At 42.0% G+C, this 21,752-nt stretch carries 19 protein-coding genes, 1 riboswitch and 1 other annotated feature (1 of these 21 only partly in view); of the genes, 16 read left to right on the top strand and 3 right to left on the bottom strand.

Going from position 1 to position 21,752, the window contains the following annotated elements; all coding sequences use genetic code 11:
* Positions 1–107 (top strand) — a binding site (T-box leader) (it extends 134 nt beyond the left edge of the window).
* Positions 108–167: 60 nt separating this feature from the next.
* Positions 168–1,208, top strand: coding sequence for a phenylalanine--tRNA ligase subunit alpha (gene pheS / locus ACIQXN_RS00720; protein ID WP_402960730.1), 1,041 nt, complete (start codon positions 168–170; stop codon positions 1,206–1,208).
* Between the two features lie 27 nt (positions 1,209–1,235).
* Positions 1,236–3,650 carry a phenylalanine--tRNA ligase subunit beta gene (gene pheT / locus ACIQXN_RS00715; RefSeq protein ID WP_402960728.1) on the top strand — a complete coding sequence of 805 codons (2,415 nt, stop codon included), beginning with the start codon at positions 1,236–1,238 and terminating at the stop codon, positions 3,648–3,650.
* A 115-nt stretch (positions 3,651–3,765) separates the two neighbouring features.
* Here the strand turns inward: pheT and ACIQXN_RS00710 are convergent, their stop codons facing one another.
* Together ACIQXN_RS00710 and rnhC are read right to left on the bottom strand one after the other, a co-directional pair.
* Positions 3,766–3,969 carry a TOBE domain-containing protein gene (locus tag ACIQXN_RS00710; protein ID WP_402960726.1) on the bottom strand — a complete coding sequence of 68 codons (204 nt, stop codon included), beginning with the start codon at positions 3,967–3,969 and terminating at the stop codon, positions 3,766–3,768.
* A 148-nt stretch (positions 3,970–4,117) separates the two neighbouring features.
* Positions 4,118–5,074, bottom strand: a complete 957-nt coding sequence (gene rnhC / locus ACIQXN_RS00705; RefSeq protein ID WP_402960724.1) for a ribonuclease HIII — start codon at positions 5,072–5,074, stop codon at positions 4,118–4,120.
* Positions 5,075–5,248: 174 nt separating this feature from the next.
* Between rnhC and zapA the strand changes: the two genes are divergently transcribed.
* The 14 genes from zapA (at position 5,249) to ACIQXN_RS00635 (ending at position 21,272) form a co-directional block, all read left to right on the top strand.
* Positions 5,249–5,509, top strand: coding sequence for a cell division protein ZapA (gene zapA, locus ACIQXN_RS00700; protein WP_402960722.1), 261 nt, complete (start codon positions 5,249–5,251; stop codon positions 5,507–5,509).
* A gap of 4 nt (positions 5,510–5,513) precedes the next feature.
* On the top strand, positions 5,514–6,047 hold the full coding sequence (locus ACIQXN_RS00695; RefSeq protein WP_402960720.1) for a CvpA family protein: 534 nt from the start codon (positions 5,514–5,516) through the stop codon (positions 6,045–6,047).
* A 220-nt stretch (positions 6,048–6,267) separates the two neighbouring features.
* On the top strand, positions 6,268–7,986 hold the full coding sequence (polX, locus tag ACIQXN_RS00690; RefSeq protein WP_402960718.1) for a DNA polymerase/3'-5' exonuclease PolX: 1,719 nt from the start codon (positions 6,268–6,270) through the stop codon (positions 7,984–7,986).
* 35 nt (positions 7,987–8,021) lie between these two features.
* Positions 8,022–10,376, top strand: coding sequence for an endonuclease MutS2 (locus tag ACIQXN_RS00685; RefSeq protein ID WP_402960716.1), 2,355 nt, complete (start codon positions 8,022–8,024; stop codon positions 10,374–10,376).
* 65 nt (positions 10,377–10,441) lie between these two features.
* Entirely contained in the window at positions 10,442–10,849 is a 408-nt protein-coding gene (locus tag ACIQXN_RS00680) for a DUF350 domain-containing protein (protein ID WP_402960714.1), read from the top strand.
* Between the two features lie 190 nt (positions 10,850–11,039).
* Positions 11,040–11,795 (top strand): GNAT family N-acetyltransferase, encoded by a 756-nt coding sequence (locus ACIQXN_RS00675; RefSeq protein WP_402960712.1) that lies wholly within the window; start codon positions 11,040–11,042, stop codon positions 11,793–11,795.
* A 195-nt stretch (positions 11,796–11,990) separates the two neighbouring features.
* A complete protein-coding gene (locus ACIQXN_RS00670) occupies positions 11,991–13,688 on the top strand; it encodes an AMP-binding protein (protein WP_402960711.1) in 1,698 nt (565 codons plus the stop codon).
* A 186-nt stretch (positions 13,689–13,874) separates the two neighbouring features.
* A complete protein-coding gene (locus ACIQXN_RS00665) occupies positions 13,875–14,462 on the top strand; it encodes a fatty acid metabolism transcriptional regulator FadR (RefSeq protein WP_402960709.1) in 588 nt (195 codons plus the stop codon).
* Positions 14,463–14,579: 117 nt separating this feature from the next.
* Positions 14,580–15,353, top strand: a complete 774-nt coding sequence (locus ACIQXN_RS00660; RefSeq protein WP_402960707.1) for an enoyl-CoA hydratase — start codon at positions 14,580–14,582, stop codon at positions 15,351–15,353.
* Between the two features lie 143 nt (positions 15,354–15,496).
* On the top strand, positions 15,497–16,270 hold the full coding sequence (locus tag ACIQXN_RS00655) for an electron transfer flavoprotein subunit beta/FixA family protein (RefSeq protein ID WP_402960705.1): 774 nt from the start codon (positions 15,497–15,499) through the stop codon (positions 16,268–16,270).
* Positions 16,271–16,342: 72 nt separating this feature from the next.
* Positions 16,343–17,320, top strand: a complete 978-nt coding sequence (locus tag ACIQXN_RS00650) for an electron transfer flavoprotein subunit alpha/FixB family protein (protein ID WP_402960703.1) — start codon at positions 16,343–16,345, stop codon at positions 17,318–17,320.
* Positions 17,321–17,524: 204 nt separating this feature from the next.
* Positions 17,525–17,839 (top strand): thioredoxin, encoded by a 315-nt coding sequence (trxA, locus tag ACIQXN_RS00645; protein WP_402960701.1) that lies wholly within the window; start codon positions 17,525–17,527, stop codon positions 17,837–17,839.
* 101 nt (positions 17,840–17,940) lie between these two features.
* Positions 17,941–19,713: an excinuclease ABC subunit UvrC gene (gene uvrC / locus ACIQXN_RS00640; protein ID WP_402960699.1), complete on the top strand. Its 1,773-nt coding sequence runs from the start codon at positions 17,941–17,943 to the stop codon at positions 19,711–19,713.
* A 60-nt stretch (positions 19,714–19,773) separates the two neighbouring features.
* A riboswitch (Lysine riboswitch) is annotated at positions 19,774–19,951 on the top strand.
* 88 nt (positions 19,952–20,039) lie between these two features.
* The gene (locus tag ACIQXN_RS00635; RefSeq protein ID WP_402960697.1) at positions 20,040–21,272 is read left to right on the top strand and encodes an aspartate kinase; all 1,233 of its coding nucleotides are present in this window, start codon (positions 20,040–20,042) and stop codon (positions 21,270–21,272) included.
* Between the two features lie 94 nt (positions 21,273–21,366).
* On the opposite strand, the gene ACIQXN_RS00630 is transcribed toward ACIQXN_RS00635, so the two are convergent.
* Entirely contained in the window at positions 21,367–21,720 is a 354-nt protein-coding gene (locus tag ACIQXN_RS00630) for a DUF3899 domain-containing protein (RefSeq protein WP_402960695.1), read from the bottom strand.
* Between the last annotated feature and the right edge of the window lie 32 nt (positions 21,721–21,752).

Below are 21,752 nucleotides of genomic sequence, written 5' to 3'. Positions count from 1 at the left end.
AAAAATGTTCCGGTGAAGAGCCGTTATTTTTTATGAGTGAGTGCTTAAGGCTTTAGCTGATGGCACTAATAAGGGTGGTACCGCGATACATAAACCTCGTCCCTTTTTGGGAGTGGGGTTTTTTTGTGTTCATTTTTACAAAAGGAAAAATAAAGGAGGAAGACATGATGCAGGAACGTTTACTAGAACTGCAGGAAGAAGCGTTGCAAAAAGTTGCCGCAGCTTCCGAACTAAAAGAACTGAATGAAGTCCGTGTTGCTTATTTAGGGAAAAAAGGACCGATTACAGAGGTATTGCGTGGCATGGGTAAACTGTCAGCCGAGGAACGTCCGAAAATTGGGGCGCTAGCTAATGATGTCCGTGGGGCGATCGCTTCGAAAATCGAGGAAAAGCAAGTAGCTCTTGAAACAGCGGCGGTTAATCAGAAGCTTGCAACAGAAACGATTGATGTTACATTGCCAGGACGTGCGGTCAAAAAAGGAAATCTTCATCCGTTAACACGGGTCGTCGAAGAAATTGAAGACCTATTCATCGGTATGGGATACACAGTGGCGGAAGGTCCTGAAGTCGAAACGGACTATTACAACTTTGAGGCATTGAACTTGCCAAAAAGCCACCCAGCACGTGATATGCAAGATTCGTTCTACATTACAGACGAGATTTTAATGCGTACCCACACTTCCCCGGTGCAGGCCAGAACGATGGAAAAACATAAAGGCCAAGGACCGGTTAAGATCATTTGCCCAGGTAAAGTGTACCGTCGTGATAACGATGACGCAACGCACTCCCACCAATTCCAGCAAATCGAAGGCTTGGTCATCGATGAGAACATCAGCATGAGCGACCTGAAAGGCACGCTTGACGTGTTTGCCAAGAAAGTATTCGGCCAAGACCGGGAAATCCGCCTTCGTCCAAGTTTCTTCCCGTTCACGGAGCCATCAGTCGAAGTGGATATTTCATGTAAAATCTGTGGCGGCAAAGGCTGCAATGTGTGTAAACAAACTGGATGGATCGAAGTTCTTGGTGGAGGAATCGTTCACCCGAACGTACTTGAGATGGCAGGATTCGATTCTAAGAAATACTCTGGATTCGCTTTTGGAATCGGTGTGGAACGGATTGCGATGCTAAAATACGGCGTGGATGATATCCGTCATTTCTATACAAACGATGTTCGTTTCTTAAAACAATTCCATCATCACGAAGCATAAATTTAATTTTAAAAAGGAGGACCTACCATGTATGTGTCTTATAAATGGTTGCAGGATTATGTAGACCTATCCGGCATCAATGCAACAGAGCTTGCGGATAAAATCACCAAAAGCGGCATCGAGGTTGAAGGGGTAGAAAAGAAAAGTGAAGGGCTTAAAGGGATTGTCATCGGGCATGTGTTAGAGCGCGAACAACATCCTAATGCCGATAAATTGAATAAATGCTTAGTTGATATCGGAGCGGAGAACCCGGTACAAATCGTCTGTGGAGCCCCGAATGTGGATAAAGGCCAGAAAGTAGCTGTAGCGACTGTGGGCGCAGTACTCCCAGGTAATTTTAAAATCAAGAAAGCTAAGCTTCGTGGAGAAGAATCTCACGGAATGATTTGCTCGCTTCAAGAATTAGGTTTTGAATCCAAAATCGTTTCCAAAGATTATGCAACAGGCATTTTCGTTTTCCCTAATGATGTGGAAGTCGGCAAAGATGCGCTAGAAGAGCTTGGCTTAAGTGATGAAATACTGGAACTTGGTTTGACACCAAATCGTTCAGACGCTTTAAGCATGCTAGGTGTTGCATATGAAGTCGGAGCCATACTAGGTCGTGACGTGAAATGGCCAGTCATCGAAAAAGAAGAAGCAGCTGAAAAAGCTACGGATTATATCAGTATCAAAGTGGAAGCGAAAGAAGATAATCCACTATACATCGCTAAAATCATCAAAGATGTAAAAGTAGGGCCGTCTCCTCTTTGGATGCAGACCCGCCTTATGTCTGCAGGCATTCGTCCGCATAATAACGTGGTCGATATCACGAATTACATTTTACTTGAATATGGTCAGCCACTTCATGCCTTTGATTATGACCGTTTGGGTTCAAAGGAAATCGTCATCCGTAGAGCGAATGAAGCAGAAAAAATCGTGACATTGGATGAAACGGAACGTACATTATCGCCAGATCATCTGGTCATCACGAACGGCACTGAGCCAGTTGCGATTGCAGGAGTAATGGGCGGGGCGAATTCAGAAGTGAAGAATGATACGACGACCGTCATTATCGAAAGTGCTTATTTTGCCGGGACAGTTGTACGTAAAGCTTCGAAAGATCACGGATTACGTAGTGAAGCCAGTGCCCGTTTTGAAAAGGGTGTCGATCCCGCTCGCGTGCGTGAAGCCGGAGAACGTGCAGCTCAGTTGATGGCACAATATGCAGGCGGAACGATTCTACAAGGTACGGCAGAGGTCGATGAATTGACGATGGAACCGGTTGTCATTAGCATTACCCTTGAAAAAATCAATACCCTTCTTGGTACGGATATGTCTGTTTCCGAAGTGGAATCCATCTTCAAACGTCTTCAATTTGGCGTAACGTTGGATAATGAAACATTCACCATTACGGTCCCAACTCGCCGTGGTGATATTACAATTGAAGCAGATTTAGTGGAAGAAGCTGCCCGTCTTTATGGATATGACAACATTCCTGCAACATTGCCGGTTGGTGCTGCGACTCCTGGTCAATTGACCGATTACCAAATGAAACGTCGTAAAATCCGTCGTACCCTTGAAGGAGCAGGACTGTATCAAGCGGTTACGTATTCGTTGACAAGCGAGGAAAAAGCGGCTCAATTCGCATTGAATGCCCTTGATTCCATTCGTTTGGCGATGCCGATGAGTGAAGAACGGAGCCAGTTGCGTTTAAGCATCGTTCCACAATTATTAGAAGTCGTGAAATATAATAATGCTCGTCAGCTTGACTCACTTGCACTATATGAAATTGGTTCTGTCTTCTTCAAAAAGGATGATCACGAGCTTCCCGAAGAGAAAGAGCATGTAGCTGGAGCCATTACAGGTCTTTGGGAATCACAACCTTGGCAAGGCGAACAGAAATCCGTGGATTTCTATGTGGCAAAAGGTGTGATTGAAGCATTATTCGATACGCTCGGGTTAACTGAAAAAATCAGTTATCGTCAAGCAGAAATCAAAGATATGCACCCAGGACGGACAGCGGAAGTACTTTTAGATGGAGAAGTGATAGGCTTCATCGGGCAAGTGCATCCTACTGTTCAGAAGGATTTGGATATTAAGGAAACCTACATCTTCGAACTTTCCTTCAAAGCTATGGCTGAAGCGGAAGTGGCGCCAATTGCGTATCAAACCATTCCGCGCTATCCATCGACCACACGCGATATCGCGCTGGTAGTCGACCAAGCAACGAAAGCAGGCGACATTCAAAGCATCATATTAGAAGCCGGTGGCAAGCTGTTGAAAGAAGTCAGCATCTTCGACTTATACGAAGGTGAAAAAATGGAAGAAGGCAAGAAGTCCATTGCCTATTCATTGAAATACTTCGATCCGGAACGCACATTGACGGACGAGGATATCACGAAAGCCCATGAGAAAGTGCTTGAAGCGGTTAAAGAAAAAGCCGGAGCAGAATTACGAGGATAAAATGTAACAATAAGGCAGCCTCCTGATATATCAGGAGGCTGTTTTTTTATGAACCATTAAAAGATTGTCGGTTACGTGAAAACTAAACTTAGAAGTCTATTTTGCTTATTTTTAATTACTTTGCAATCATGATGGAACTGGCTTTGATGATTGCTGTTGCCTCATCATCCACTTTCAGGTTCAAGGATTCTGCAGATGCAGTAGTAATACTGGATACGATGTCTACACCGTTAATATTCATTGTTATTTCTGTTGATATGGGTCCCGTTTTTACATCCGTAATTTTCCCAGTTAATTGATTTCTCGCTGATAATTGCATAATACCGCCTCCTAAAGAAATATGTACTTTCTTATAGTCGGCAAGTTTGTTAAAAAAATTCATCTCTCAATGAAAATAAGCTTCCTTAGCCACTTACTAAATTCTAAACAAAGATTTTGGAGGCGACCGTCCTCCGATTGCTCTATTCTCATTTCCCGTATTTCTTCTGATAGATTCTCTTCGCTTTTTCCGTATTGGCAAAATGCGTTTTTGTAAAGTCGTTCAAGGCGTCGATTCCTTTTTCATGGATTAAACGTGCAGCTGCTTCATCGACCGCAAATCCTGCTCCTTTAGGAATACGGAAACCCGCTTTTTCGCTTAACAGATCAAAGCGTTTTACAAATGCGTAACGAGCAAGAATCGAAGCAGCGGCGACGGAGAGATGAATGCCTTCCGCTTTCGTACTCAGATAGGTAGCATTTGCCTGGAATTGCTCCTGGCCTTTCAAATAATTGAAAAATACATTTGGCTGGGCGAATTGATCAATCAGGACAGCTTCAGCTTGTTCCGGTTGGATCTTTTGAATCAGATGCTTGATGGCTTGATTATGAAGGAGTGCTTTAATCTTCCCTTGAGACATTCCTTTTGCCTGAAGCATATTATATTTCGGATTGTCACATGTCAGCAGGCTAAATGGGACGACATCCTTGATTTGTTTAGCAATTTCAATGATTTGCGGGTCTTTCAGGTTTTTTGAATCTTGAACACCGAGTTCTTTCAATAAAAGTAATTGTTCCTTTTTGGCATAGGCAGCTACAACGGTAATCGGGCCAAAATAATCGCCTGTCCCGACTTCATCAGAACCAATAACCGACATGGTGGCGATGTTAGCAGGTGGTAAATAGCGATGGACCTTTACTGGAGAAGTAGGAGAGGAGGCCTTTTCCTTAGGAATGACTGCATCCTTCTGCCATTTTGCAGCTTCTATTTCTGCATTTTTCCCTTGAAAAAGGACCTTGCCCGATTTATAGGCTGTTACCGTACATAGCGGAGGCTTTGCAGAAAATATGCTTCCGGGTGGAAGCTTGGAGACTAGTGCATTTACATAATGAACTTTCATGGCCTGTATTTGGACAGGACTTGTAAGTAAAACAACATGGGACATAATTAATGGGCTCCTCACTCAATTTGAATTATTAAGGGAATATTCATACTAAAGATATTTGAATCTGACAAATTATCACAATTTTTATGCGAGAAATGACAATGTACTCTCTTTCATGACGAAAAACTTCATGATATGATAGAAATAGGATTGTTTTAGATTGGAGGCATCATTTTGTCAGACGATAAACGAAATAAAACGACAGTTGACATATACGGACAACCATATACTATCGTCGGTACTGAAAGCGCAAGCCATATGCGCCTTGTTGCTTCAATGGTTGACGAGAAAATGAGAGAAATCGGTATGAAAAACCCATATTTGGATACGAGTAAGCTTGCGGTGTTGACCGCGGTGAATACAATTCACGAATATATTAAATTAAAGGACGAACTAGACCAGCTTCAACTGGAATTAAAGAGAGAGAAGGACTGAGTAGATGCTTGATTTAGCAATTCTGGCCATTCTTTTAATCGGTTTATTAATCGGTTTGAAGCGTGGCTTTATTTTACAACTGGTTCATATGACAGGCTTTATTGTAGCTTTCATTGTCGCTTACGTCTTCTATGGCAATCTAGCACCCAATTTGAAAATGTGGATTCCATTTCCTGCAATAGGTGATTCTTCGACACTCAATATGTTTTTCGAATCGGTTGGGCTTGAGACCGCTTATTACAACGCCATTGCCTTTGCCATTGTGTTCTTTGCCACAAAGATTCTTTGGCACATGATTGGGTCCATGCTCAATTTCATCACCTACCTGCCGATTTTAAAACAGCTGAATCGTTGGGGAGGAGCGATATTGGGATTTGCCGAAGTCTATCTTATCATCTTTATTATATTATACATAGGCGCCTTGCTGCCAATGGATTCCATTCAGGAACCACTAACCAGCTCCTTTATGGCAGAAACGATTGTGAAACATACACCTTTCCTGTCTGAACAGGTGAAAGACCTTTGGTTTAATAAGTAAAACAATCATAACCACATTAAATTAGGGTCCAATACCTCTAACAAAGTTGTAGTTCGTCATACTTTGAAAGGGTAGGGCCCTTTTCTATGGATTAGCGTGAAACCTCTTAACCGCTGATTCGTATAGATAATAATCGCACTGCTTGTACTTTGTCTTTAAGAAAGGTATCTTTAAGACAGTATCTAAGGGAGTTTCCCTACTAATTTTGGTGGTGAAAAAAATGACAGTCAATAAAAAAGATATTATTAAATTATTAGAAAAGATTGCTATATACATGGAGCTTAAAGGAGAAAATCCTTTTAAGGTATCTGCTTTCCGTAAGGCCGCTGGCGCTTTGGAAACGGATGACCGGAGCCTAACGGCCATTGACGATTTTACGGCGTTGAATGGCATCGGAAAAGGAACGGCATCCGTCATTGAGGAATATATCAATGAAGGGAAGTCGACCGTTCTGGAGGAGCTTCAGGAGCAGGTGCCAAAGGGCTTGATCCCGCTTTTACAGTTACAAGGTTTAGGTGGTAAAAAAATTGCCAAGCTACACAAAGAATTACATATCAATGATGTGAATGACCTCAAACTGGCATGCGTGGAAGGGCGTGTTGCGGCATTGACCGGCTTCGGTAAAAAGACGGAAGAAAAGATTTTGTCTGCCATTGCTGAAGCGGGATCAAGACCTGACAGGCTTCCACTCGCCTTCATGAGACCGATTGCTGACGATATCGAAATGGCTATTGCCAATATGGAGCATATCACGCGTTCTTCAAGAGCGGGCAGTATGAGACGGATGAGGGAAACGATAAAAGACCTAGATTTCATCATTTCCACGGATCATCCCGATGAAGTGAAAAACCAACTTCTATCATTGCCTGGCATAAAGCAAGTCATTGCAGCGGGCGATACAAAGGTGTCGGTCGTTCTTGATTATGAGTATGATATTTCCGTCGATTTCCGGATTGTCCAAGATAAGGAGTTCATCACGACTCTTCACCATTTCACTGGTTCGAAGGATCACAATGTCCGGATGCGCCAGTTGGCCAAAGATCGGGGAGAAAAGATCAGTGAATATGGTGTGGAAGTGGCTGAGACGGGAGAAATCTTGACTTTTGAAACCGAAGAGCAATTTTACAACCATTTTGGCCTTCCATTCATCCCTCCTGAATTACGCGAAGATGGAACGGAAGTGGAACAGTATAATGAAAGTGAACCACTTATAAATGTGGAAGATATTCAGGGAGACCTGCATATGCATACCACTTGGAGCGATGGAGCTTATTCCATTGAAGAAATGATTGAAGCTTGTCGCGCCAAAGGCTACAAGTATATGGCCATCACCGACCATTCACAGTATTTGAAAGTGGCGAATGGCTTAACTGTGGAGCGCTTACGCGAACAGAAACAAATCATTCATGACCTTAATGAAAAATATGATGATTTCACAGTGTTATCAGGAATCGAAATGGATATCCTTCCGGATGGTACCCTTGATTATGATGATGAATTATTGGCAGAGATGGACTTGGTCATCGCCTCCATCCATTCAAGTTTTTCGCAACCGCGTGAAACGATCATGGAAAGGCTGAAAACGGCCCTGAACAATCCGCATGTCGATATTATTGCCCATCCTACTGGAAGAATCATTGGCAGACGAACCGGTTATGATGTCGATATGGATATGCTTATCGAACTTGCACGAGATACGAATACGGCTTTAGAATTGAATGCAAACCCGAATCGACTGGATTTGGCTCCGCCCAATTTACGTAAAGCTCAGGAAGCGGGAGTTACAGTCGTCATTAATACCGATGCCCATAGTATTGATATGCTAGAACATATGCCGGTAGGAGTTTCGTCCGCTAAAAAAGGCTGGATAAAAAAATCAACTGTCCTTAATGCGATGGATACGGATGGATTATTGACGTTTTTAAAGAGAAATGACTAACTATTTACCCACTTAGGAGGAGGAGTTTTAACTCCATGCATAATAAAGCTTTAAAGACATTGGAATTTCATAAAATTAGAGAACAATTGGTTTCCCATGCTTCATCTGCCATAGGAAAGGAGAAGGCACAGCAATTAATGCCTTCAACCGATTTCGAGGAAGTATCGAAATGGCAGGATGAAACGGATGAGGCGGCTAAAATTGTGCGGTTAAAGGGCAATCTGCCATTGGGCGGGATTTTCGATATCCGCCTTCAGGCTAAGCGGGCGCAAATCGGGGGCATGTTATCCCCGATGGAGTTGATGGAAACGGCCAGCACCATTCGTGCAGGACGGATCCTGACTCGATTTTTCGAAGAAATTGCGGAACAGGAGATTGAGGTTCCGCTTTTAGCCGAATATATCGATTCCCTCCATCCCTTGATTGAATTGCAGCAGGAAATTACTTATGCCATCAGTGAACATGGCGAAGTGATGGATTCAGCAAGCGATAAGTTGCGAACGCTTCGAAATCAGATTCGCACGAATGAAAGCCGGGTTCGAGAAAAACTTGAAAGCATGATCCGTTCTTCGAATGCAACGAAAATGTTGTCAGATGCCATCATCACAATCCGTAATGACCGCTTTGTCATCCCTGTAAAACAGGAATACCGCAGTGTGTATGGTGGAATTATTCATGACCAATCTTCATCCGGGCAAACGTTGTTCATTGAACCACAGGTGATTGTCCAATTGAATAATGTCCTTCAGGAAACACGTGTGAAGGAAACGCAGGAAATCGAACGTATCCTGGTCGAGATATCAGAAAAGGTAGGAGAGTTCACTCCAGAACTATTCCATAACGTCAAGGTGCTCGCTCATGTGGATTTCCTTGTTGCAAAAGCGAAATATGCAAAAGCGATAAAAGGGTCAAAACCGCTATTAAATGATGAAGGCCGAGTGAAATTATTCAAAGCGAAACATCCGCTCATTCCAAGCGATGTTGTGGTAGCCAATGATATTTTCCTTGGAGAGGATTTTACGACGATTGTGATCACTGGTCCGAATACAGGGGGTAAGACGGTCACGCTTAAGACAATAGGTATCTGCACGTTGATGGCCCAGGCTGGACTGCAGATTCCCGCACTAGATGGTTCCGAAACAGCGGTATTTTCATCCATCTATGCGGATATCGGGGATGAGCAGTCAATCGAGCAAAGCTTGAGTACGTTCTCGTCCCATATGGTCAATATTGTCGATATATTAAAGAAAGTCGATCATGACAGTCTTGTATTATTCGATGAACTTGGAGCGGGAACCGACCCCCAAGAAGGAGCTGCACTTGCGATATCCATATTGGATGAAGTGTTCAAGCGAGGAGCACGTGTGATCGCGACGACTCATTATCCTGAGTTGAAGGCTTATGGTTATGACCGTGAAGGCGTCATTAATGCAAGCGTTGAATTCAATGTCGAGACCTTGAGCCCGACATACAAGCTATTAATCGGCGTTCCAGGTCGGAGTAATGCGTTTGAAATTTCCAAGCGACTTGGTTTGGAAGAGAGCGTGATTAACAATGCCCGCAGCCATATTGGCGAGGATACGAATAAGGTCGAGAATATGATAGCTTCTCTTGAAGACAGCCGCAAGAAGGCAGAAGAAGAGGAATTGGAAGCTGCCGAGCTTCTAAAACAGGCTGACATTCTCCACAAAGACCTACAAAAGCAAATGAATCAATATAATGAAGAACGAGACGCATTGGGAGATAAAGCAGCCAAAGAAGCGGCGGCCATCGTCGAAAAAGCGAAAGAAGAAGCGGAAGCGATTATTGCTGAGTTGCGCCAACTTCGACTTGAGAAGCATGCCGATGTAAAAGAGCATGAATTGATCGATGCGAAAAAACGGCTTGAAGAAGCGACGCCAAAAGTAAAGAAATCCACCAAAAAAGTAGCTAAGCCTCTGGAAAAAACATTGAATCCAGGCGATGAGGTTAAGGTGGTAAGCTTTGGTCAAAAAGGTAATTTGATTGAGAAGGTGTCGAATAATGAATGGCAGGTACAAATCGGGATCATGAAAATGAAAGTGAAGGAATCCGATCTTGAATTCATAAAGACGACGAAAGTAAAAGAAACGAAACCGCTAACCACGATAAAAGGAAGAGACTACCATGTTAGCCTGGAGCTGGACCTTCGGGGGGAGCGTTATGAAAGTGCCTTGTCGAGAGTCGAAAAATATGTCGATGATGCTTTGCTTGCAGGATACTCGCGTGTGTCCATCATACATGGTAAAGGAACGGGTGCGCTTCGGTCTGGGGTTCAGGAATATTTGAAGAATCACAGATCAGTCAAGAAAATTCGTTTCGGGGAAGCCGGAGAAGGTGGCACAGGTGTTACCGTCGTTGAATTTAAATAAAGGAAAAGTGTCATTCCGGCATGCTGCCCAGCCGGGTTGGTCACATACCGTAAGGGAGTTGTCTCATGGAGAACATATGGGAAAATGAATATGTGTATATAGCTGCCAGATATAGCGTCGTTATATTATGCATAATTGTTTTTTTAGCCGTTTTTGAACTTGTCACAAAGTACAAAAACTGGGAGGAAATCAAACAGGGGAATCTATCTGTCGCGATGGCCACCGGTGGCAAAATTTTTGGGATTGCCTATGTGTTTCAACAGTCCATTCTCCATCAGAACTCTCTGCTTACAATGATTGCCTGGGGCGTATATGGTTTTGTCCTGTTACTCATCGGTTATTTTATTTTTGAATTTATGACGCCTAGATTTAAAATAGATGAAGAGATACAAAAAGATAATCGGGCAGTGGGATTTCTTGCGATGATCATTTCAATCGCATTATCCTTTGTCATCGGTGCCGGTATATCTTAATGTCCTGCATGAGAGGGAGAAAACTGTGGAGAAGCTTGCAAAGGTTTTAATTGTTTTTTGCGGAATTTTTTTTCTGCTTGGAATCATTTATATGGTATTCTTGACCTAAAAAGAAGCGGCCTCTGTGTCGCTTCTTTTTAGGTCTATCTTTATTTATCGAAACTTGTTGTTCGAACATGGAGGAAGAAATATGAAACAGCCTAAACTAATAAGGAAAATCGAAGAGCTATCAATGAATGCTTTGCCGGCACTGCAAACGCAAATGGATGATGGATGGATTTTGCGCTATGCGAATGGTTATACAAAAAGGGCAAACTCCATAAATCCCCTTTATCCTTCTTATGATGAGGATGTGATTGGAAAAATAGGAAGAAGTGAAACAGCATTTACGGAACGAAACATTCAGGTGGCTTATAAAATAACCCCGCTAGCTAGTCCGGACGGTTTAGACCATACCCTTGAAGCATTAGAATATAGTATCGAAAGTAGGACCAGTGTGCAAGCATTATCATTAACAGAAATGGAAGCACCAAATGAAACCAACGTACTTATATACAATGAGATGCCAGAATCCCGCTTTCACGATTTTTGTAGGTTAAATAATATTCAGGAAAGTAATCAGTCCATTTTCAGGAGTGTATTGGACAACATCATACCAACTACCTGTTTTATCTTTGTGGCGGATGAGGAGGAATCAACACTTGCCTGCGGTCTGGGTGTTCTGGAGGATGGATACATAGGGCTGTTCAATATCGCCACGGATGTGGAATTCCGAAACCAGGGATATGGAACGAAGCTCGTTAGAAATCTCCTATATTGGGGAAAGGAGAATGGAGCAAAAAACGCCTATCTCCAAGTGGTGCTTACGAATGACCCTGCCCGGAATCTCTATGCAAGATTAGGTTTTAAAGAACTCTATAGATATTGGTTTAGGGTTAAAAGGTAAACCGCGTTTCAAGCGAATCCAACATCTTTAGCGCAAAAAATGGCCAAATGATTTTTCTAAAACGAAAGAATTAGACTGTTCTACGCCTGATTATCCTCCTTTATGCTTATTTTTTTCAAATACAATAATTGTAAGAAAATACCGACTGTATTATAATAAGTGAGAGTATTAAGAATATTCAGAAGGAGGGGGCAAATGAGCAATAAGCCATGGCAAGCCATGTACCCGGAACAAATACCCACTGTTTTATCTTATGATGATAAACCGCTATATTCATTATTGAAGGAAGCCGCTGATGAATTTCCAGATAAGGTGTCCATTCACTTCCAAGGGAAGGAATTAACTTTCAAGGAGGTATATGAATCCGCGACGAAGTTTGCATCCTATCTAAAGAGTATCGGTCTTAGAAAGGGAGAGCGCGTTGCCGTCATGCTTCCCAATTGTCCACAAGGAGTCATTAGTTTTTTTGGGATATTGATGGCGGGTGGTGTAGTCGTCCAAACAAATCCTACTTATACGGAACGTGAACTGCAGCAACAATTGAAGGACTCAGGAGCGAAAATAATCTTGGCGATGGACATATTATTTCCACGCGTCACGGCTGCTTCCCAAGGTACAGAAATTGAGCATATTATTGTAACCGCTATCAAAGACTACTTGCCATTCCCGAAAAACCTCATCTATCCTTTTATTCAAAAGAAGGAATACGGCATTGTCGTCAAGGTGGAGCATGCAGGGAATCACCATTTATTCACTGAAATCATGAAGCATAAAATAACGGGAGAAGTTGCTGAGCCGATTGATGTCGAAAATGACCTGGCCTTATTGCAATATACAGGGGGAACAACTGGTACTCCTAAAGGCGTCATGCTCACCCATAAGAACTTAATTGCAAATACGGCGATGTGCAATGCTTGGCTGTATAGATGTAAACGTGGTGAAGAAAGGGTTCTGGCCATCCTTCCATTTTTCCATGTGTACGGAATGACGACTGTTCTGGTTCTCTCCGTCATGGAAGGGAACACGATGATCATCATGCCGAAATTTGATGTTGAATCCACTTTGAAAACCATTCAAAAGCAGAGACCCACACTGTTTCCGGGAGCACCGACGATGTATATCGGTTTATTGAATCATCCTGATGTTTCAAAGTATGACCTTTCTTCAATCGAAGCTTGCCTAAGCGGATCGGCACCACTTCCATTAGAAGTTCAGGAGCAATTTGAGAAAGTGACCGGAGGAAAGCTAGTTGAAGGTTTTGGTCTTTCGGAGACATCTCCAGTTACCCATGCCAACTTCATCTGGGATCAACCCCGCGTTAAAGGGAGCATCGGTTTGCCTTGGCCGGATACGGACTCAGCCATTCTATCCTTAGAGACGGGGGAGGAACTTCCACCTAATGAAATTGGTGAAATAGCGATTAAAGGCCCACAAGTGATGAAGGGCTATTGGAACCGTCCAGATGATACGGAAAATACCTTTAAAAACGGCTGGCTTCTTACGGGTGATTTAGGATACATGGATGAAAGAGGTTTCTTTTATGTGGTCGAACGGAAAAAAGATACCATCATTGCCGGAGGCTTTAACATTTATCCGCGTGAAGTGGAAGAGGTACTGTATGAACATGAGGCAGTCCAGGAAGTGGTGGTCGCAGGTATCCCGGACCCATATCGTGGTGAAACGGTCAAGGCTTATGTTGTATTGAAAAAAGGTGCAAGCGTAACGGAAGAGGAATTGAATCGATTTGTGAGAAAGAGCTTGGCCTCCTATAAGGTGCCGCGTCTTTATGAATTTAGAGATGAGCTCCCTAAAACGGTGATTGGTAAGATTTTACGTAGAGTCCTTATTGATGAAGAAAAGAAAAAAGTCCCCACTGAAAAGAAAGAGGCGTGAAATTCTTACGGAGCTGGTGTCGATTGAGCTCCGTTTACGGATCAACTGGACAACCTTGCATCATGAGAGGTAAAATAAACTAGGATGTTTTGATTCTAAGGGACTTTCTTCTTGACAGTAGAGAGTCATCATTTTATGATAGAAATATGAATGATGGTTCATTCATTTTCTGAAAGGGGACATCCAGTGAAACGCAACAGACCAAAGTATAATCAAATTATTGACGCAGCTGTAATAGTCATCGCCCAAAATGGTTATTATCAAGCACAAGTATCCAAAATCGCCAAGCAAGCAGGCGTGGCAGATGGCACTATTTATCTTTATTTTAAAAATAAAGAAGATATTTTAATATCATTATTTCATGAAAAGATGGGCTACTTTGTAGAACAAATTGAAGAAGAATTAAAAGGCAAGACCTCAGTTTCAGAAAAACTGTTCCTATTAATTCAAAAACATTTTCAAATCCTTTCAGAAGACGTGAACTTAGCAATTGTCACTCAATTGGAATTAAGGCAGTCGAATAAAGAATTACGACTTAGGATTAATGAAGTATTAAGAGGATATTTAAATTTAATCGATCAAATCATTACCGACGGGAAAGAAAATGGCGAATTTCAGCCTGATCTAAATAATTTACTCGCTAGACAAATGATTTTTGGAACCATTGATGAAACTGTGACAACTTGGGTGATGAATGAACAAAAGTATTCACTCTCTGATCTTGCAAAAGATGTTCATCATTTATTGCTTGGTGGTTGTGGAACGAAAGGTTAAGGCTTGGATAGGGGATGGCTAGAACCATCCTCTGGCCATTTAGCTTTCGGCTTTTTCTTCGGAAAGTGGTACATAATGAATTTTCGAAAAAATTTGACTATGATGGGAGAGATTGATATGGAATACCTTAAGCTTGCAGTCGAAAATCATGTTGCTTTGATAACGATTGATCATGCACCTGCAAATGCACTTTCATCAGCAATCATCCAGGAATTGGCGCAGGCCTTCGATCAAATTGAAGGCAATGAGGATGTGCGTGTGGTACTTCTTCATGGTGAAGGTAGGTTCTTCTCGGCAGGAGCGGATATCAAAGAATTTACTAGTGTAGAAAATGGTAAGGCTTTTGAGAAACTGGCCCTAAATGGTCAATCGGTGTTTGAAAGAATTGAATCTTTTCCAAAGCCGGTTGTTGCGGCCATTCATGGAGCAGCCCTTGGCGGAGGATTAGAACTAGCTATGGCCTGTCACATTCGATTAGTAACGGAACGGGCAAAATTAGGGTTGCCAGAATTACAGCTAGGGTTAATTCCTGGATATGCTGGCTCGCAACGCCTGCCAAGATATGTCGGGACGGCAAAAGCCGCAGAAATGCTATTTACCAGTGAGCCGATAACGGGTACACAAGCGGTGCAGTGGGGATTGGCCAACCATGCGTACACTGATGAAGAATTACTTCCGAAAGCGAAGGAATTGGCTTCTAAAATTGCCAAGAAAAGTCCACTTGCCTTGAAGGCAGCTATTGAACTATTGAATTATACGAAGAATGATTCCTTCTATAAAGGTGTTGAAAGAGAAACTGTTTTATTCGGTCAGGCCTTTGACTCCGCTGACGCAAAAGAAGGCATTTCAGCGTTTATTGAAAAAAGGGAAGCGGTTTTCAAAGGACAATGATTCTAAAGCAACATTTAAATATCAGTAAAAATATAACTTATATTTAAAAAACAAGCAGGATTTTGAAGAATCCTGGAGAATAACATAAGAGTATGCCTAAAATTCATAATCTTCAAAACTCAAATTATTCGGGAGGTATTATCGTGAACATTTATGTGCTACTGAAAAGAACATTTGATACAGAAGAAAAAATTACGCTTTCTAACGGAAAAATCAATGAGGATGGAGCAGAGTTCATCATCAATCCATACGATGAGTATGCCGTAGAAGAAGCAATCCAAGTACGTGACGCTCAAGGTGGAGAAGTTACGGTTATTTCCGTCGGATCTGAAGAGGCAGAAAAACAATTGCGCACAGCGCTTGCTATGGGTGCTGACAAAGCCGTTTTAATAAATATTGAAGACGACATAGAAAATGGCGATCAATTTACGACTGCCAAAATTATTGGAGAATACTTAAAAGATAAAGAAGCTGACCTAATCATTGCAGGAAACGTAGCCATTGATGGAGGATCAGGACAAGTGGGACCACGTGTGGCTGAAATATTGGATATTCCCTACATCACAACCATCACAAAACTGAACATCGCTAATGGAAATGTAAGCGTTATCCGTGATGTAGAAGGAGATTCAGAAACAATCGAAGCTACGCTTCCATTGCTAGTGACGGCGCAACAAGGATTGAATGAACCTCGTTATCCGTCTTTACCAGGCATCATGAAAGCGAAGAAAAAGCCGCTTGAAGAGTTGGAATTGGATGATTTGGATTTGGAAGAGGACGATGTCGAGGCAAAAACAAAAACGATTGAAATCTTCCTTCCGGCCAAAAAGGAAGCTGGTAAAGTTCTAACTGGCGAAATTCCGAACCAAGTTAGCGAACTTGTTCAATTATTACGCAGTGAAGCAAAAGTAATCTAATAGAATGTTTTTTAATAGAAAATAAACAATACACAACAAAAAGATAAAATAGAGCACAGGAGGTTTTTAAAAATGGCTAGAAAGTTTCTTGTATTGGGCGAAGTGCGCGATGGTTCTCTAAGAAATGTATCGTTCGAAGCTATCGGAGCGGCTAAACTTGCTGCAGATGGCGGAGAAATCGTAGGTGTTTTAGTAGGTGACAGTGTTCAATCTTTAGGAAGTGAATTGATTCAGTATGGTGCAGACCGCGTTGTAGTGGTTGAACATGATCAATTAAAGCAATATACATCAGATGGGTATGCTCAAAGTTTACTAGCTATTATCGAGCAAGAAAAACCGGAAGGGATCTTCTTTGGCCATACGGCGCTAGGGAAAGACTTGGCTCCAAAATTAGCTGGTAAACTGGAATCAGGTTTGATATCCGATGTAACTTCCATTGAAGAAGAAGGCGGAAACATCGTTTTCACTCGCCCGATATACTCTGGTAAAGCCTTTGAAAAGAAAATCGTGACAGACGGAATTGTATTTGCGACTATACGTCCGAATAACATCGAACCTCTTTCAAAAGATGAGTCCCGTTCTGGGGATGTGTCTACATTAAGCGTGGATATAAAAGACTTACGTACAATCATTAAAGATGTAGTAAGAAAGGCAAGTGAAGGGGTCGACCTTTCAGAAGCGAAAGTAGTCATTGCCGGAGGACGTGGCGTGAAAAGTGAAGATGGATTCGAACCATTAAAAGAACTTGCACAAGTTCTTGGTGGAGCGGTCGGTGCGTCTCGTGGTGCGTGTGACGCAGATTATTGCGATTACTCTTTGCAAATCGGGCAAACGGGTAAAGTCGTTACACCCGACCTTTATATTGCCTGCGGAATCTCTGGAGCAATCCAGCATTTAGCTGGTATGTCCAACTCTAAAATCATCGTAGCAATCAATAAAGACCCAGAAGCAAACATTTTCAACGTAGCCGATTATGGAATCGTAGGGGACTTATTCGAAGTCATTCCAATGCTAACGGAAGAATTCAAAAAGTTAAAAGTAAACGCTTAATTATCGGTAACGGATTTGAGAAGAGGGGTGTTTGCCAGATTAACTGGCAAATGCCTTTCTTTTTTGAACGGTTCTTAGTTAGATATCAGTATTTTTTCTCTATTTATGGACATGCTACCATTGAAGCAAAATAATAGCATCATTTCCTGTTCCAATGTTATACTGACTATAGTTATTTGAGTACATTTTAGGAGGAAATAATATATGGCTATCGTAAATGCAACTGATCAAACATTCTCAGCAGATACTAACGAAGGTGTCGTTCTTGTAGACTTTTGGGCTCCATGGTGCGGACCTTGCAAAATGATCGCTCCTGTTCTTCACGAATTGGATGAAGAAATGGGCGACAAAGCGAAAATCGTGAAAGTAGACGTTGACGAAAACCAAGAAACAGCTGGAAAATTCGGCGTTATGAGCATCCCGACTTTAATCGTTCTTAAAGATGGTGAAGTTGTGGATAAAGTGGTTGGATTCCAACCGAAGGAAGCTCTAGCTGAACTTCTTGCTAAACACGCTTAATATGAAAGAGAAAAAAGCTTCAAGTCTGCGGACTCGAAGCTTTTTTTTGTATTTTGATATATAATTAGTTGTAAAATGGGAGAACAGGAGGCTGAATGTGCATGAATCAACGGATTAAGAATAAACTTGCCCTTCTCCCTGATCAGCCTGGTTGTTACTTAATGAAGGATCGTCAGGGAACGATCATATATGTAGGCAAGGCGAAAGTATTGAAAAATCGCGTCCGCTCATATTTTACGGGTTCACATGATGGAAAAACATTCAGGCTCGTAAATGAAATAGAGGATTTCGAATATATCGTCACCTCGTCCAATATCGAGGCGCTCATTTTAGAATTGAATTTAATCAAAAAACACGATCCAAAATATAATGTCATGCTGAAGGATGATAAGACCTACCCATTCATCAAGTTGACAGCGGAAAAGCATCCACGTTTAATCATTACGAGAAAGGTCAAGAAAGACAAAGGGAAATATTTTGGTCCATATCCCAATGCTTTTGCAGCCAATGAAACGAAAAAACTTCTCGATCGCATTTATCCGTTAAGAAAATGTAACACACTCCCAGACCGTGTCTGTCTCTATTACCACCTTGGCCAGTGCTTGGCCCCTTGTGTATATGAAGTAGAGGAGCAGGAATATAAGCAAATCGTCGATGATATTAACCGATTTTTAAATGGCGGACACACCGAGATAAAAAGAGAACTAACGGAAAAAATGCTTGAAGCTTCTGAAATGCTCGACTTTGAACGGGCAAAGGAATATCGGGACAAAATCGCTCACATCGAGATTACGATGGAAAAACAGAAAATGATGACGACCGATTTCATCGACCGGGATGTATTTGGTTTTTCTTATGATAAAGGATGGATGTGTGTCCAAGTATTTTTTGTGCGTCAAGGGAAACTGATTGAAAGGGATGTTTCCCTGTTTCCGGTCTATGATGAACCGGAACAGGAACTTCTTACGTTTCTGGGACAATTTTATGAAAAGGCCAATCACTTTAAACCGAAGGAAATTTTATTGCCGGAATCTGTTGATGCAGAATTGGCAGAGGGTTTGCTTGGCGTAAAAACATTGCATCCGAAACGGGGACCTAAAAAGGAAATGCTGCAACTGGCTAATAAAAACGCCTCTATAGCACTTCAAGAGAAGTTTTCATTAATTGAACGGGATGAAGAAAGAACCATTAAAGCAGTGGAAAATCTAGGTGATAAATTAGGCATCTTCACTCCGCATCGAATCGAGGCTTTTGATAACTCCAATATTCAAGGAAGCGATCCGGTATCTGCATTGGTCGTCTTTATCGACGGAAAACCGGAAAAACGGGAGTATCGCAAGTACAAGATTAAAACGGTGAAAGGACCTGATGACTACGAATCAATGCGTGAAGTTGTCCGCAGAAGATATTCACGCGTCTTGAAAGAGGGGTTGCCCCTTCCGGATTTAATCATTATTGATGGTGGAAAGGGTCATGTGGAGGCTGTCCGGGACATTTTGGTAAATGAGCTCGGTCTTGATATCCCGCTTTCTGGCCTCATTAAGGATGAAAAACACCGGACCTCACAATTGATGATTGGCAATCCTCTTGAGCTGGTTCCGCTTGATTCACGAAGTCAGGAATTTTACCTGCTACAAAGAATCCAAGACGAAGTGCATCGATTTGCCATTACGTTTCATCGCCAGCTACGAGGGAAAAATGCCATTCACTCACAACTAGATGATATTCAAGGAGTGGGTGAAAAAAGAAGAAAGCAACTATTAAGGCATTTCGGGTCATTGAAAAAAATGAAAGAGGCCTCAGTTGAACAAATCATGGAGGCAGGTATGCCTAAAAATGTAGCAGAGGGAATCTTTAGAAAATTACAAGAATAACCTTGCTTGCGTCTTTTTCCTATGATATGATGATAAGGAAATTTTAACATGACAATTTAGAGTGCTGATAGAGGTGCGTAATTCAATAGTAAAAACCTAGAGGAGTATGAGCTTCGATGACGGGTTTTGAAAGGGAATAACGCCGAAGGAAGACAAGACTCATACCTTGTTTTTCTGGTCTGACCATTTAATAGATGGCAGATTGTCAGGGTTGATACCCTGGAGAGCTATCTCACTGTGATTACTGGATGGATACGTAACCACAGCAATGAGATATTTCTCATTGCTTTTTTTATTGCCTAAAAAGATAGAGAGGGTGCATATGAATGGGACTGATCGTGCAAAAATTTGGTGGAACTTCTGTCGGGAGCGTCGAGAAAATTAAGAATGTTGCAAATCGAGTAATCGAGGAAGCGGAAAAAGGGAACGATGTCGTAGTCGTTGTTTCGGCCATGGGCAAAACGACAGATACATTGGTTTCAATGGCGAATGACATTTGTAGCTCTCCAAGTAAGAGGGAAATGGATATGTTATTGACGACTGGAGAACAGGTTACCATTTCCCTGTTAACGATGGCATTGATAGAAAAGGGACGGGAAGCAATATCTTTCACTGGATGGCAGGCTGGGATGCAGACAGAATCCGTACACGGTAATGCACGGATTTTAGACATCGATGCATCTAGAATTCAAGCACAGCTACAAGCGAATAAAATTGTCATCGTCGCTGGATTTCAGGGAATGGATAGACAAGGGGAAATCACGACATTGGGTCGGGGCGGTTCCGACACAACTGCGGTGGCGATAGCTGCAGCCCTTAACGCAAACCGATGCGATATATATACCGATGTAACGGGTGTTTTCACAACAGATCCACGCTACATACAAAACGCTAGGAAGCTCCTTTCCATTTCTTATGATGAAATGCTAGAGCTTGCCCATCTAGGAGCAGGGGTCCTGCATCCAAGGGCCGTTGAATATGCGAAAAACTATCAAATCCCGCTTGAAGTCCGTTCAAGCTTAGAAAAAGAATCCGGCACCATCATTGAGGAGGAAGCAAATATGGAAGAAAATTTAATTGTACGCGGCATCGCTTTTGAGGATAGTATTACAAGAGTTACAGTAAATGGATTGCCCCGTTCACTTAGCGTGTTATCAACTATTTTCACGACACTTGCGAAAAACCACATAAATGTGGACATCATTATCCAAAGCATGACAGCAGAGGAGACCACCAATCTTTCTTTCTCCATTAAGAGTGAAGATACTAAAGCAGCTTTGCTTGTTCTTGAAAACAATAAAAGTCATCTGAAATTCGATTGTGTGGAAACGGAAGGCGAGTTGGCCAAAGTATCCATTGTTGGTTCAGGAATGGTTACTAATCCCGGTGTAGCAGCAGAGATGTTTGAAGTAATGGCCAATACAGGCATTCAAGTGAAAATGGTCAGCACTTCCGAAATCAAAGTTTCCACCGTCGTTAATGAAAAGGAAATGGTAAAAGCTGTCGAAGCCCTTCACGAAGCATTCAAGCTAGGCCAGCATGCTAAAGTGCTTGCCTGATCAATTTTCAAGGTAATCTGTCTTTAGAATGCAAAAGGGCACCTAAAAAGGTAGCCCTTTTTTAGGTGCCGGTAGGTATGGCGAAAGTTAGGGGTTAAAGAAAATAATAGAAAGCAAGAGAAATCAGCATGATGGCCATCATGCTAAGGCCAATGAGCAGGGATAAGGAAGATGGAAGGGATACAACATCGGAAAGTTTGGGGATGTCTTCCTTTTCCTCTCCTAAATGCTGATTTTGTATTTGGAATAATCTCCGGAAGCTATAAAAAACGACATCGAAAAATCCACGTTGTACGACGAAAGTGACGAGTGTTAAAAGAATAAGCCCACCACTTACGTAAAACGTCATATTAATAAAATTGAAAAGAGTTAACCTTTGATGGAATATGAAGGTTAGCAGAATGGATAATGCCATTCCAGAAATCGTCCCTATAAGAATTTTTTTCATTAAGTTTACCTCTAGTTCTTCTTTTCGTAAGT

The sequence above is a fragment of the Peribacillus sp. NPDC097295 genome (assembly GCF_044761665.1).
Classification (GTDB): Bacteria; Bacillota; Bacilli; order Bacillales; family DSM-1321; genus Peribacillus.
The sequence above is the reverse complement of the archived record's forward strand: the minus strand, read 5'-3'. Positions and strand labels throughout refer to the sequence as shown.